10 protein-coding genes are annotated in these 13,627 nt (G+C 68.6%); 6 read left to right on the forward strand and 4 right to left on the reverse strand.

Annotated elements, in window-relative coordinates; genetic code table 11:
* The first annotated feature begins 52 nt into the window (after positions 1–52).
* The gene (locus AMB_RS16335; protein WP_011385600.1) at positions 53–454 is read left to right on the forward strand and encodes a response regulator; all 402 of its coding nucleotides are present in this window, start codon (positions 53–55) and stop codon (positions 452–454) included.
* Positions 455–662: 208 nt separating this feature from the next.
* Here the strand turns inward: AMB_RS16335 and AMB_RS16340 are convergent, their stop codons facing one another.
* The 3 genes from AMB_RS16340 to AMB_RS16350 form a co-directional block, all read right to left on the reverse strand.
* Positions 663–3,221, reverse strand: a complete 2,559-nt coding sequence (locus AMB_RS16340) for a penicillin-binding protein 1A (protein ID WP_011385601.1) — start codon at positions 3,219–3,221, stop codon at positions 663–665.
* A 124-nt stretch (positions 3,222–3,345) separates the two neighbouring features.
* Positions 3,346–3,675 (reverse strand): hypothetical protein, encoded by a 330-nt coding sequence (locus AMB_RS16345; RefSeq protein WP_011385602.1) that lies wholly within the window; start codon positions 3,673–3,675, stop codon positions 3,346–3,348.
* A gap of 3 nt (positions 3,676–3,678) precedes the next feature.
* Positions 3,679–5,313, reverse strand: a complete 1,635-nt coding sequence (locus tag AMB_RS16350; protein ID WP_231849088.1) for an N-acetylmuramoyl-L-alanine amidase — start codon at positions 5,311–5,313, stop codon at positions 3,679–3,681.
* 526 nt (positions 5,314–5,839) lie between these two features.
* On the opposite strand from AMB_RS16350, the gene AMB_RS16355 reads away from it, so the two are divergent.
* From AMB_RS16355 to AMB_RS16370, 4 genes are all read left to right on the forward strand, one after another.
* Complete coding sequence (locus AMB_RS16355; protein WP_043744861.1) at positions 5,840–8,581, forward strand: Rne/Rng family ribonuclease; 2,742 nt, start codon at positions 5,840–5,842, stop codon at positions 8,579–8,581.
* A 63-nt stretch (positions 8,582–8,644) separates the two neighbouring features.
* Positions 8,645–9,301, forward strand: a complete 657-nt coding sequence (locus AMB_RS16360) for a DUF6134 family protein (protein WP_148207443.1) — start codon at positions 8,645–8,647, stop codon at positions 9,299–9,301.
* Between the two features lie 9 nt (positions 9,302–9,310).
* Positions 9,311–9,988: a response regulator gene (locus AMB_RS16365; protein ID WP_011385608.1), complete on the forward strand. Its 678-nt coding sequence runs from the start codon at positions 9,311–9,313 to the stop codon at positions 9,986–9,988.
* Positions 9,985–11,355, forward strand: coding sequence for a sensor histidine kinase (locus tag AMB_RS16370; RefSeq protein WP_050750742.1), 1,371 nt, complete (start codon positions 9,985–9,987; stop codon positions 11,353–11,355). Before AMB_RS16365 ends, AMB_RS16370 begins: the two co-directional genes overlap by 4 nt.
* On the opposite strand, the gene AMB_RS16375 is transcribed toward AMB_RS16370, so the two are convergent.
* A complete protein-coding gene (locus AMB_RS16375; RefSeq protein ID WP_011385609.1) occupies positions 11,334–12,563 on the reverse strand; it encodes an MFS transporter in 1,230 nt (409 codons plus the stop codon). The genes AMB_RS16370 and AMB_RS16375 overlap by 22 nt on opposite strands.
* Before the next feature lie 52 nt (positions 12,564–12,615).
* On the opposite strand from AMB_RS16375, the gene AMB_RS16380 reads away from it, so the two are divergent.
* A complete protein-coding gene (locus AMB_RS16380; RefSeq protein WP_043746822.1) occupies positions 12,616–13,485 on the forward strand; it encodes a carbohydrate kinase family protein in 870 nt (289 codons plus the stop codon).
* The last annotated feature ends 142 nt before the right edge of the window (positions 13,486–13,627 follow it).

The raw sequence follows: 13,627 nt of genomic DNA on the forward strand, positions 1-13,627 counted from the left end.
CTGCTAGCCTCAACGAACCGGTGAGAATGTCTCTTGGCAAAGGATTGTACTGATGTCGGCTGCGGTGGATCTCGGTGCGCTGAAGGTGCTGGTCATCGACGACCAGGAATTCGTTCGGACCATCGTCAAGAAGATGCTGCAGCAGGTCGGCATCGGCGCCGTGGTCGAGGCCCATGACGGCAATTCCGGCCTGGAAGTCACCGAGATGGAAAAGCCGGACGTGGTGATCTGCGACGTGCAGATGCGCCCCATGGACGGTTTCGGCTTCGTGAAACTGCTCCGCGCCCTGCCCTTCGGCAAGTCGCTGCCGGTGGTGATGCTGACCGCCCACACCGACGCGGCCACCGTGGCCCGCGCCAAGGAACTGAACGTCGACGCTTTCCTGGCCAAGCCGGTCCTGCCGCCCGCGCTGAAGGAAAAGATCATCAAGGTGATGGCCGACGCGCGGGGGTGACCCTTCCGATTTTGCCGACAAAGAGCTAACGGGCTGCGACTTCGGGGGCTTATGCCCCCGGTCCCCCAACCGGGAAGCGCAGCTTCCCGAACCCTTCAGTTTATTAATCCATTGAGATCGAAAAAAGCTGGTGGTTCGGAGGCTGTGCCTCCGAACGGGTCTGGGCGGTAGCCCTGCCGCGAAGCGGGGTTTTGCCGCAGCTCAAGCCCTAGTACAGCCCACCCGCCGAAGGTGCCGGACCGGTCGGAGCCTGCTGCTGCTGCGGCGCGGCGGGAATGGTGCCGTCGGGGCCGGGAGTGCCGGGCGGCGGGGTAAGCTGCACGCCGCTCGCCCCCTCTTCCGCCCCCAGGAAAGGCGCGAAACTGAAGCCGGCATCGATGCCGCCAGAGCCTTCCAGCACGTCTTCCTCGTCGCCGGGCATGCGATCGGAGCCCTTGAAGGCCTCGTAAATGGCCTTGGCGTCGCCGGGCATGGCCGGCTTGCCGGTATGAGCGTTGACGCGCACCAGCCGCACGCCGGACGGCACGCGGAACGGGGTGGGCGGCTTGTCTTTCAGCGCTTCCATCATGAAGTCGCGGAAGATGGGGGCGGCGATGGAGCCGCCGGTTTCCTTGGCGCCCAGGGTGCCGGGCTCGTCGAAGCCGACGAATACGCCCACCGCCAGATCAGGCGAGAATCCCACGAACCACACGTCGTTGGAATCGTTGGAGGTGCCGGTCTTGCCCGCCAGGGGCTTACCCACCGGCTTGACCGAGGTGCCGGTGCCGCGCTGGACCACGCCTTCCAGGATCGAGACCATCTGATAGGCGGAGACGGGATCGACCATCTGCTCGCGGATGTCGGGCAGAAGCGGCATGTCCTGGCCGGTGAAGCGATTGGCCGAGCAGCCGTCGCAGAAGCGCAGGTCGTGGCTGAAGATGGTCTTGCCGTTGCGATCCTGGATGCGGTCGATCAGGGTGGGGCGCACCTTCTTGCCGCCGTTGACCAGCATGGCATAAGCGGCGGTGAGGCGTAGCGGCGTGGTCTCGCCGGCGCCCAGCGCCATGGACAGCTGACGGGGCAGGTTGTCATAGATGCCGAAGCGTCCGGCGTAATCGGCCACCTTGTCCATGCCCAGCGCCTGGGCGAGGCGCACGGTCATCAGGTTGCGCGACTTCTCGATGCCGACGCGCAGCGTGGTCGGGCCGAGATAGTCGTCGTGGTAGTTCTTGGGACGCCACAGCGGCAGGCCCGGCCCCTGGGGCAGGGCGATGGGCGCGTCCAGCACCAGGGACGACGGGGTATAGCCGCTTTCCAGCGCCGCCAGATAGATGAAGGGCTTGAAGGACGAGCCGGTCTGGCGCATGGCCTGGGAGGCGCGGTTGAACTGGCTCTTGCCATAGGACCAGCCGCCCACCATGGCCATGACGCGGCCGGTATGGGGGTCGATGGCCACCAGGGCGCCCTCCACCTTGGGAATCTGGCGCAAGGTGAAGAAATTGGCGGGATAGGGCTTGCCGTCGTCCCCCTTGGCCACCGGCTCCACCAGGATGACGTCGCCCAACGCCACCACGTCGGCGGGCTTGCGGGGGAACGGCCCCGTGGCCGACCTCTCCAGGGTGGGGCGCGCCCATTTCATCTCGGCGAAGGGCACATGGCCGACCTTGCCGCCCACCAGGCCCAGGGTCGCCTCGTGGTCGGTCAGCGCCAGCACGACGGCGGTCTGCCACGCCTCGTCAGCGCCGCCCGGGCGCGGCACGGCGGCCAGCAGCGGCCCCCAGCCGGCGGCGGCGGGAATGCGGGTGATGGGACCGCGCCAGCCGTGGCGCCGGTCATAGGCGGCAAGGCCCTGGCGCAGCACCCGAGAGCCCACCGCCTGGAGATGGGCGTCCATGGAGGCGCGCACCACCAGACCGCCCTTCCACAGGGCCGATTCGCCGTACTTGGCCTGTAATTCGCGGCGAATGTCCTCGGCGAAGTAATCGCCGCCCTGGGTGGCCTGCATCTCCTTGCGGGTGCGGACCTCCAGCGGCATGGCGACCATGGCCTGATACTCGGCCTGGGTGATCTTGCCGTCCTCGAACAGGCGCCCGATCACCCAGTCCCGGCGCTCCTTGGCGGCCTGGGGGTGGCGATGGGGATTGTAATTGTTGGGCGCCTTGGGCAGGGCGGCAAGATAGGCGGCCTCGGCCACGTTCAGCTCGTCCAGGCCCTTGTCGAAATAGTTCAGCGCCGCCGCCGCCACGCCATAGGCGCCGCTGCCCAGATAGATCTCGTTGAGATAAAGCTCGAGGATGTGGTCCTTGGAGAAGGTGCGTTCGATGCGCAGCGCCAGGATGGCTTCCTTGACCTTGCGCTCGATGGACACCTCGTTGGTCAGCAGGAAATTCTTGGCCACCTGCTGGGTGATGGTCGACGCGCCCACCGGCCGCCGGTCGGCGCCCTTGCCCCGGTTTTTCAGGTTGACCACGATGGCGCGGGCGATACCCACCGGATCGATGCCGGCATGGGTGTAGAAGTTCTTGTCCTCGGCCGAGAGGAAGGCATCCTTGACCAGCTGGGGAATGACCGGCAGCGGCACGAAGACCCGCTTCTCCACCGCGTATTCCGCCACCAGGCGGCCATCGCCGCCATAGACGCGGGTGGTGATCGGCGGCTCGTAATGGGCCAGCTGGTGATAGTCCGGCAGGCCGCGCCCGAAATGCCAGAAGACGAACAGCACCCCGCCCGCCCCCACGATGGCCAGCAGGATCAACAGGCTGAACAGTCCCAGAAAAAAGCGGTACATGAGGGCGGTGCCTTGCGGTTTGGGCTGGTGGTACCGCCTCGCGGCCTCCGGCGTCAAGTGCGGGGAGGATGCAGCCGTTAAAATCGGCTGTCCATCCCCATTTCGGCAAGAGTGGCCTCTCGGCCTACGGCTTGCGCGCCGCCGCCTTGATGGGTTCGGGGCAGTCGATGCGGCTGGTGCCCACCAGCGAGGTCTTCATGCCCTTGGGCAGGGTGCGCATGACCTCGTCCGCCGCCTGGGCCAGTTGCGGCCGGGTGGGCGGCGGTCCGTCGGTGATCACCAGATGGTTGCCCGGTCCCGAGCGCAGATTGTAGTCGGTCCAGCGGTAGACCATCATCCAGCAGGCGGGCACGATCCGGGGACAGGTCAGGCACGGCACCGTGGGCTTGGTCTCGGCCCGGACGGGAAGAGCCCAGGCCATCAGCGCCAGCACGGCAAGGGCGGTCAGCCGCATGACTTAGGGCCGCTTGGCCTTGAGGTTGGGCGGGAAGAAGCGCTCCACCGCCTTGGCGATGGACTTAGCCAGACGGGCGCGGTACTGCGGCTGGCGCAGCATCTTCTCCTCGGATTCATTGGAGAGATAGCCCATCTCCACCAGGACCGCCGGCACGTCGGGCGCCTTCAGCACGGCAAAGCCGGCGAAACGGTGGGTATTGCCCAGCAGGTCCATTTCCTGGCCCACCTCGTCCACCAGTTCGGTGGCGAACCCGGCCGAGCGGTTCATGGTCTCGCGCTGGGCGAGGTCGATGAGGATGTTGGCCACGTCGGCGGATTCATGGGTCAGATCGATGCCGGCGATGAGGTCGGCCTTGTTTTCCTTTTCCGCCAGCGCCTGCGCCTCGGCGTCCGAGGCGTTGCGCGACAAGGTATAGACGGACAGGCCCCTGATCTGCGGGCTTTGCACCGCGTCGGCGTGCAGCGAGATGAACAGGTCGGCGCCCTGGGCCCGGGCGATGGCGATGCGCTCGCGCAGGCGGATGAACACGTCGCGGTCACGGGTCAGATGCACGCGATAGCGGCCGTTGCGCTCCAGCATGGCCTTCAGTTCGCGGGCCATGGCCAGGGTGATGTGCTTTTCATAGGTCCCCGACACGCCGGTGGCGCCGGGGTCGACGCCGCCGTGACCGGGGTCGATGACGATCACCGGCACGCCGTCCTTGGCCTTGGCGACGCTCTCCATGGAGGGGGTCGGCACCGGCGCGGCCTGCTGCTGCACGGGGGCGGGCGGCTGGGGCACCGGAGGCTGGGGCGCGGCGACGGGCTGGGGGGCCGCGACGGGCTGGGGCCGTTCGGGCGGCGGCGGCATGGGCGCCGACAGCATGGGCGTTGCCGCCTGTGCCCGGGCTCCCTTCTCCACCGCCGGCTTCTCGGCCAGTTGCGGCCGCTCCACCGGAACCGGAACCTGACTCGGCGGCGGCGGAACCAGGGTGACGGGCTCGGTCGGCGGCACGATGGACTCGGCCGGAGCATTGGGGCTGTTGACGACGATGCGGCTGGCGGAGGGCGCGGTGGCGGGACGCGCCGCCTCGGCGGGCGCAGCCTCGGGCAGATGGAATTCCTCGGCCGGCTTGGGGGGGACCAGGACGGGAGCCGGGGAAGGCTTGGCGGCGGCGGGCACCGGAGCGACGGCCTTGGCCGCCGCCGGGGGCTTGAGCACCGGCGCCCTGGCGCTGGCCGGGCCGGACCCGGCCGCCGCCAGGAATGCCTCGCGCGTGGTCTCGGCCAGATCCACCACCAGGCGGTGCCCCATGCCGTCGCGCGGCGCGATGATGAAGGCGCTCTTGACCAAAGCGGGCTTGCGCAGGTCCAGAACGATCCGGCCGCCGTCAAGATGCATGGAATTGACCGATCCCCAAGGCTTGGAGATGCCCCCCGGCCCGCTGTAATCCGCGCCGGACAGGTCGATGGCGATGCGATAGGGCTCGGCCAGGGGCGTGATCTTGAAGGCCACCTGATCGGACAGGTCCAGGACGAACCGGGTGACCCCTTCGCCGTGGATGCCCAACCTGGCCCCCGACGCGGTCGCCGCCTCGGACGCGGTCACCCCGCCCAGCCCGAACGAGGTCAGGGTCAGAACCAGGGCCGCCAGCACGGGCCACAAACGCGCTCTTGTCCTCATCTGCCTCACGGTCACGGGTCGCCAAGGGAACATCAGTGACAGCTATACCGCAGACGCTGACTCAAGCTCAACCCAAAACGCATTGATTCAGCAGACTCTTCGCCTGATTTCGTCCACTGGTCGGACCGGGTGCAACAAGATCGTTGTCGAATGGTCCCGGCAAGGCTATTTTGACTGCCCATGAGCTCGCACGATCCGATAGTCCTCGATGGGACGGTGGCGTCACGGTGGTTCGCAATGACTGCGAACCCGGGGATGCGCCATGGGTCGGACCGCGACGCCAGACTAGAATTCGAAGCCGGGCGGATTCGCCCGCGATCAGGTTCCCGCCGAATGAGGCCCGCATCCGTCACCGGACGCGCGGTCGTTTTCCGAGGCGCCGCTGGTTCCAGCGGCAAGCTGATTGATCGCCCGTGCCTGCGCGCCGGCTTCGCTGGATCAGACACCTGCTCGCATGCGCTCAGCGCGTCGCGGGCGGCGCCACGGAGAGATCGCCTTAATGGTCAAGCGTATGTTGATCGACGCCACCCACCCGGAAGAGACCCGGGTCGTGGTCGTCAATGGAACCCGCCTGGAAGAACTGGATGTTGAGACATCCACCAAGCGGCAGCTGAAGGGTAACATTTATCTGGCCAAGGTGGTGAGGGTCGAACCCTCGCTTCAGGCTGCTTTCGTCGAGTACGGGGGCAACCGCCACGGCTTCCTCGCCTTCAGCGAAATCCACCCCGATTACTTCCAGATTCCGGTGGCCGACCGCCAGGCCCTGCTGGCCGCCCAGCGGGCCGAGGTGATGCGCGAAGCCACCAACGACCGCGACGAGGCCGAGGCCATCGGCGAAGGCCATCTGGCCGCCGAGGCGGTGGCCGAGCAGACCGATGGCTCCACCGTCGAGGACGCCCCCGCCGAGGCCGGCGAGAATGGCGAGGCGGCCGAACAGGCGCCGCGCAAGCGCCAGGTGGAGACCGTGGGCGGCGACGACGATGCCGAGAACGAGCGCCGCCGCGCCCGGCTGCTGCGCAACTACAAGATCCAGGAAGTGGTCAAGCGCCGCCAGATCATGCTGGTCCAGGTGGTCAAGGAAGAGCGCGGCAACAAGGGCGCCGCTCTCACCACCTATCTGTCGCTGGCCGGCCGCTATTGCGTGCTGATGCCCAACACCGCCCGGGGCGGCGGGGTGTCGCGCAAGATCGTCAGCGCCACCGACCGCCGCCGCCTGAAGTCCATCGCCAACGAGATGGACATTCCCGACGGCATGGCGGTGATCATCCGCACGGCGGGCTCGGAGCGCTCCAAGACCGAGATCAAGCGCGACTACGAATACCTGCTGCGCATGTGGGACAGCGTGCGCGAACTGACGCTCAAGTCCAGCGCTCCGGCCCTGGTCTATGAAGAGGCCAGCCTGATCAAGCGCTCGATCCGCGACCTGTATTCCCGCGACATCGACGAAGTGCTGGTGGACGGCGACGAGGGCTATCGCCTGGCCAAGGACTACATGCGCATGCTGACGCCGTCGCATGCCAAGAAGGTCCAGCCCTACAAGGACCCGGTGATGCCCATGTTCCACCGCTATCAGGTGGAAGCCCAGCTGGACGCCATGCATTCGCCGGTGGTCCAGTTGAAGTCGGGCGGCTACATCGTCATCAGCCAGACCGAGGCGCTGGTCGCCATCGACGTCAATTCGGGCCGCGCCACCAAGGAGCGCCACATCGAGGAGACGGCGCTGAAGACCAACATGGAGGCCGCCGACGAGGTGGCCCGCCAACTGCGCCTGCGCGATCTGGCCGGTCTGATTGTCATCGACTTCATCGACATGGAAGAGAACCGCAACAACCATGCGGTCGAACGCCGGATGAAGGAAGCGCTGAAGAACGACCGCGCCCGCATCCAGGTGGGCAAGATCAGCGCCTTCGGCCTGCTGGAACTGTCGCGCCAGCGCCTGCGCCCCTCGCTCCAGGAAACCACCTTCAGCCCCTGCCCCCATTGTGGCGGTACCGGCCTGGTGCGTTCGGTGGAATCCGCGGCCGTGCACATCCTGCGCGCCATCGAGGAAGAGGGCATCCGTCGCCGCTCGTCCGAGATCACCGTCTATGTCCCCACCGCCATCGCACTGTACATCCTGAACCAGAAGCGCTCGGCCCTGGCCGCCATCGAGGAGCGCTACGAGTTCGACGTGCTGCTGTCGGGCGATGACACCCTGATCCCGCCAGCCTTCCGCATGGACAAGGTCAAGGCGGAGTTCCGCCCCGACGAGCCGCCGCGCGCCGCCATCTCCATGGACGACGCCGCCCACCGCCCGCCCGCCGAGCCCGAGCCGGAAGAGGCCGAGGAGGAGGACGACGAGGACGAGGAAGAGGCCCAGCCCGAACGCTCGTCCCGTGCCAGGGAAGAGCGCGGCGAGGAGGACCCGGACAGCGAGGCCGGACGCAAGCGCCGCCGCCGCCGCCGCCGTCGGCGCAAGCCCGGCGATGACCGCCCCGAGCAGGACGGCGAGGCCGTGGCCGGTGACGAACAGCCGCGAGCCGAAGGCGAGTCGTCGGCCGAGGGCGAGGCTGAATCCGAGGACGATGAAGGCGATGCCGAGGGCGAGGGTGAAGGCACCCGGACCGAGGGGGGCGACGACGATCAGCCGCGCAAGCGCCGTCGTGGCCGCCGTGGCGGCCGCCGTCGGCGTCGCCGTGATGGCGAGGGCGAGGGTGAAGGTGCCGAAGCCGGTGAAGGTGGCGAGACCGCTGGAGCCGATGGAGCCGAAGGCGAAGGCGTCGAGGGCGTGACCGCCCCCGAGGCCGAGACCGTCGCGGCCGCGCCGCAGGACGCCGCTGCCGAGGAAGCCGCCGCCGTCGTGGAAGAGGCAGCCCCCGCCGCCGAGGAAAAGCCCAAGCGCAAGCGCGCTCCGGCCAAGAAGAAGGCCGAGGCCAAGCCCGAAGGCGCCGCCCCGGAGGAGGCCCCCGCCACCGCCGAGGAGAAGCCCAAGCGCAAGCGTGCCCCGGCCAAGAAGAAGGTCGACGCCAAGGCTGAAGCGGCGCCCGCCGAGATCGCCGTGATCGAGGCCCCGGTGGCTGAGAGTGTCGTCGCCGAGCCCGAGGTTGTCGCCGCCGAGCCGGTGGCTGCCGCCCCCGAGCCTGTCGTCGTGGCCGAGGAGCCGGTGATTGCCGTCTCCGCCCCTGCGCCTCAGACCGAGGCCGAGCCGCCGGCGCCGGCCAAGCCGCCGCGCAAGGGCTGGTGGAACCGCCTGATGTCCTGATTCGACATGTGCGGCCCCCGGTTCGCCGGGGGCCGCCTGTCGCAGCAGAGGGACCCGCCGCGCATGAGGAGTGTTCGTTCGCTCATCGCAGCCTTTGCCCTGCTGGTTGCCGCCAAGGCGGCGGTGGCCATGCCCCATTTCCTGGCCAAGCAGACCGACCAGAGCCTCTCGTTCACCGTGACGCGCAACGGCGGCGCCATCGGCTACCACAATTTCGTCTTCCGGCCACGCAAGGGCGGAGTCGAGGTTCGGGTGGAAGCGGATATCCGGGTGAGCTTCCTGCTCATCCCGTTCTTCGTCTTCGAGCAGCAGGGCGTCGAGATCTGGGAAAGTGGCCGCCTCGTCTCCATGGACTACGTCACCAATGACGACGGCGCCCGCCACTCGGTCAAGGCCGAGAGGGCCGGGAGCCGCCTGCGGGTTTCGGTGGACGGCAAGCCCCCCACCACCCATCCCGAGATGCTTCCCGGTTCCCTGTGGTATCCGCCAAGCCCCGACACCACCATGATGCTCGATCCCGGTGATGGCAGCCCGACGCCGCTGAAGGTTCAGGCGCTGGGCGAGGACACCATCTCGGTGCGGGGCAAGCCGACCCGGGCCACCCGCTGGCTGTGGGATGACGGCCTGCGCCGGGAATTGTGGTACGATGCCGATCAGACCCTGGTCCAGGTATGGATCCGGGGCGATGACGGCTCGGACATCTATTACGTCCTCAGATAGGCTTGGCCCATGCGCATTCTGCTGGTGGAGGATAACGACCGCCTGGCCGAGTTCATCTCGGCGGGGCTGAAAAGCGCCGGCTTCGTGCCCGACGTGTTCGGCACCGTGGCCGACGCCACCGCCGCCTTCGAATCCGCCGCCTATCAGGCGGCCATCCTGGACCTCGGGCTGCCCGACGGTGACGGCCTGGACATCGTCCGCGCCCAGCGGGCCAAGGCGGCGCCTTGCCCCATCATGGTGCTGACCGCCCGCGACCGCGTCAGCGACCGGGTCTCGGGGCTCAATGCCGGAGCCGACGACTACCTGCTGAAGCCCTTCGCCATGGAAGAGCTGATCGCCCGCCTGCGCGCCATCCTGCGGCGGCCGGGGGCGGCGCTGTCGGTGGAGCTGTCGCTGGGCAACCTGACCTTCGACACCGCCGGGCGCGAGGTGCGGGTGGACGGCCAGTTGGTGGCCATGCCGCGGCGCGAGATGGAGATGCTCGAACATCTGCTGCGCCGCTCGGGCAAGGTGGTGTCCAAGCGCTCGCTGGAAGAGGGGCTGTACGGCTTCGACGACGACGTCACCCCCAATTCGGTGGAAGTGCTGGTCTCGCGCCTGCGCAAGCGGCTGCAGCAGACGGGGGCGGGGGTCACCGTCCACACCCTGCGCGGCATCGGTTACATGCTGGCGGACGGCGCTTCTTGATCCGCCAACCGCCGGCCATCCTGTGGCGCATCGTCGTCCGCCTGTCACTGACCACCCTCGTCGCCATCGTGATGGCCTATTCCTGGCTGTGGTGGAAGTACCACTCGGTCACCGAGGTCATGCGCGACACCTATCTGATCGAGCAGGCCATCGCCATCCGCAATCAGGTGACCGTCCGGCCCGACGGCCGGATCACCGTGGATCTGCCTCCCATTCAGACGGCTTCCTATGCCGAGTCGGAGGGCTCGCTGCGCTTCGCCGTCCGCCTGCGATCCAGCGGCGCCATCCTGGCCCAGGCCGGCGAGCCGGTGGGGCCAGCCCCCGAGATGGGCGACGGCCCCCGCCTCTATCGCAGCAATCCCGACGGGCCTGGTCCGGTGCTGATGTTCGGCGCCGCCGTGCTGCTCACCTCCCCGGCGGGCGAATTGGTCATCCAGGTGGAGGAAAGCGGCAGCGATTTCGACGCCATGACCCGCTCGCTGGTGGAGCGCTTCGCCAAGGAGGGCGGCTGGTTGGGCGCCCCGTTCCTGTTGGCCATGCTGCTGGTCAGCCTGGTAACCATCCGCAATTCCCTGCTGCCGCTGAAGCGCCTGTCCGAGCAGGCCGCCGCCATCGGACCGGCCAGCACCGACATCCGCCTGCCCGAAGCCCAGGTCCCGCGTGAGATCCTGCCGCTGGTTCACGCCGTCAACAGTGCTCTCGACCGCATCGAGGCCGGGTTCCGCATCCAGCGGGATTTCACCGCCGATGCCGCCCACGAGCTGCGCACCCCCCTGGCCGTGCTGCGCGCCCACGTGGAAACCTTGCCCGACCCCGCCATCCGCGAGGCCCTGGTCCGCGACGTGGATTCCATGACCCGTCTGATCGCCCAGTTGCTGGCGGTGGCCCGTGCCGAGGCCCTGACCATCGCCATGGACGAACAGGCCGATCTCAACGCCATCGCCGTGGACGTGGGCACCTTTCTGGCCCCCATGGCCCTCAGGCAGCGGCGCATGATCGAGGTCATCGAAGCGCCGCGCCCCTGCCTCGTCACCGCCAACGCCGAGGCGGTGTTCAACGCCGTCCGCAATCTGGTGGAAAACGCCCTCACTCACGCGCCCAGCGACACCACGGTCACCGTCCGGGTGGAAGCCCCCGCCAGTCTGCTGGTCGAGGATTGCGGCCCCGGCGTCCCCGCCGAACTGCGCGAACGCATCTTCCAGCGCTTCTGGCGGGCGGAACGGCGCAAGAGCGGCTCGGGTCTGGGACTGGCCATCGTGCGCGAGATCATGCTTGCCCATGGCGGCCGGGTCGAGGTGGGCGACCGCCCCGGTGGCGGCGCGGTGTTTTCCCTGCACTTTCCCGATCAGGGTGCCCAGCGGCGATAGGCCAACGCGCCCAGGATGCAGGCGACTCCGCCCAGGGCCACGGTGGGCTGGGGGCCGATCCGCTCGGACAGCAAGCCCGCCAAAAGCGATCCCGACGGCGTCGCCACCATGAAGGTCATGGAGTAAAGCGCCATGGTCCGCGCCCGGAAGGCATCGGGCACCAGCATCTGCACCAGAATCTGCGACGCGGTGTTGTGGGCCACCAGCGCCATGCCCGCCAGGGCCAGCAGCCCCATGGACAGCATGCCCCAGCGCGACAGGGCGAAGGCCACCAGGGCGACACCGAAGGCGCACAGGCCCCAGGCCACCCGCCCCCGCGACGCTCCCTGCATCGGCCCGGCCACCGCCAGGGAGGCGGCCAGGGCGCCCGCCCCCGCCGCGCTCATGAGCAGACCCAGCATTTCCGGCCCCCCCGCCAGCACCCGGTCGGCGAACACCGGCATCAGCACGGAAAACGACATGCCCATCAGGCCCGACAGCCCCAGCATGGCCATCAGCGCCAGGATGGGGCCATGCCCGGCCACGAAGGCAATTCCCTCCCGGACCCGTGCCAGCATGCTTTCGCCCGCCGGCCCACCCGTGGCTGACGCCGGTTCGGCCATCACGGCCAGGGCGATGATCACGCCCAGGAAGCTCACCGCATTGAGCGCGAAGCACCAGCCCTCGCCCAGGGCCGCCACCAGGGCGCCGGCCAGGGCCGGGGCCACCAGCCGGGCCGCGTTGAAGATGGAGGCGTCCAGCGCCACGGCGCTCCCCAGATCCTCCTTGCCCACCAGATCCACGGTAAAGGCCTGGCGAGCCGGAATATCCACGGCGTTGATGATGCCGAACAGCACGGCCAGGGCCAACACGTGCCAGATCTGCACCCATCCGGCCAGGGTCAGGGCCGCCAGCCCCGCCGCCTGCAGCAGAAAAGCCCCCTGGGTCATCAGGATCAGCCGGCGACGCGGCACGCGGTCGGCCACCGCGCCTCCCAGCAATCCGAAGATGAAGACCGGAATCTGCCCGACGAACGCCACCAGACCCAGCATCTCGGCCGAGCCGGTCAGGCGATAGACCAGCCAGCTTTGCGCCACCATCTGCATCCACGACCCCATCAGCGAAACGGCCTGGCCACAAAAGAACAGGCGGTAGCCGGGATGGCGGAGCGCATGCCCCCAGGGGCGCCGCTTAGGGCTGGGATGAGTGTCGGTCATGACGGTCATCATGGCATCCCCCGGCGTTTGGAGCTATCCTGAGGGGAGATCGAGGGAGGCTGTGGTGGCACGAATCGTGGTCCTGGGCAGTGTGGCCCGCGACGAGGTCATCCGACTGGATCATCGCCTGCGGGAAGGCGCCCATCTGCAGGGCGCCCCGCCCCTTGCCCGGCTGGGCGGCGGCGGCGCCAATACCGCCATCGCGCTGACTCACGCCGGCCACGAGGTCTCCCTGGTGGCGGCGGTAGGCACCGACCCCCTGGCCGACGAGTTGCTGGCCGAGCTGGCGCGCCATGGCGTCGATATCGGCCCGGTGACCCGCATTTCCGGCCCCAGCACCCATTCCCTGGTCCTGCTGGACCCCGAGGGCGAACGCACCATCGTCAATCTGACCCGGGCGCGGGAAAGCCGGCCGCCCCGGCGCCTGCTGGATCTGGCGGCCGATTGCGTCTATGTGCGCTCCAACGGTCAGGTCCTGGAGGATCTGCTGCGGGAAAAGGCGGCGCTGTGCCCCATCATCGCCCAGATCCGGCCGCTGGAAGACGGTCTGCTTCCCGCCCAGGTTCTGGTCGGCTCCCACGGTGACCTCGATGCCGACCTGCTGTCCAATCCCCTGGAAGCGGGGCGCCAACTGGCCGGCGACATCCTGCGTTGGGTGGTGATCACCCACGGCGAGGAAGGAGCCGAAGCCTTCGGCGTCGATGGCCGGCGCCTGCGGGCCACCGCCCCGGACGTGGAGGTGGTCGACACCACCGGAGCCGGCGACGCCTTTGCCGCCGGGCTGGCCCACGCCCTGGCCCTGGGGCTGGACATGGAGCGGGCCCTGCCCCTGGCGGTGGGCTGGGGCGCCGCCAAGGTGACCCGACCGGGATCGTTCCTCGACCGCGAGACCGTGCGCGAGATTCTCAAATCGGCCCCGGGGCCGCGCCTTTAACAGGCTGCCGGAGACTCCGCTTCGGGGGCTTTCGCCCCCGAGCCCCCAACCGGGAAGCACAGCTTCCCGAACCCTTCAGTTTTCAAAAACTCGAGGCTCGGAGGCTGTGCCTCCGAACGGGTCAGGGCGGGTGCCCTGCCGC

The sequence above is a fragment of the Paramagnetospirillum magneticum AMB-1 genome (assembly GCF_000009985.1).
GTDB lineage: Bacteria > Pseudomonadota > Alphaproteobacteria > Rhodospirillales > Magnetospirillaceae > Phaeospirillum > Phaeospirillum magneticum.

Coding starts and splice junctions, on each gene's coding strand:
- AMB_RS16340 (WP_011385601.1), bottom strand. CDS start 3,221: ATGTACCGCTTTTTTCTGGGACTGTTCAGCCTGTTGATCCTGCTGGCC.
- AMB_RS16360 (WP_148207443.1), top strand. CDS start 8,645: ATGAGGAGTGTTCGTTCGCTCATCGCAGCCTTTGCCCTGCTGGTTGCC.
- AMB_RS16365 (WP_011385608.1), top strand. CDS start 9,311: ATGCGCATTCTGCTGGTGGAGGATAACGACCGCCTGGCCGAGTTCATC.
- AMB_RS16345 (WP_011385602.1), bottom strand. CDS start 3,675: ATGCGGCTGACCGCCCTTGCCGTGCTGGCGCTGATGGCCTGGGCTCTT.
- AMB_RS16375 (WP_011385609.1), bottom strand. CDS start 12,563: ATGATGACCGTCATGACCGACACTCATCCCAGCCCTAAGCGGCGCCCC.
- AMB_RS16335 (WP_011385600.1), top strand. CDS start 53: ATGTCGGCTGCGGTGGATCTCGGTGCGCTGAAGGTGCTGGTCATCGAC.
- AMB_RS16355 (WP_043744861.1), top strand. CDS start 5,840: ATGGTCAAGCGTATGTTGATCGACGCCACCCACCCGGAAGAGACCCGG.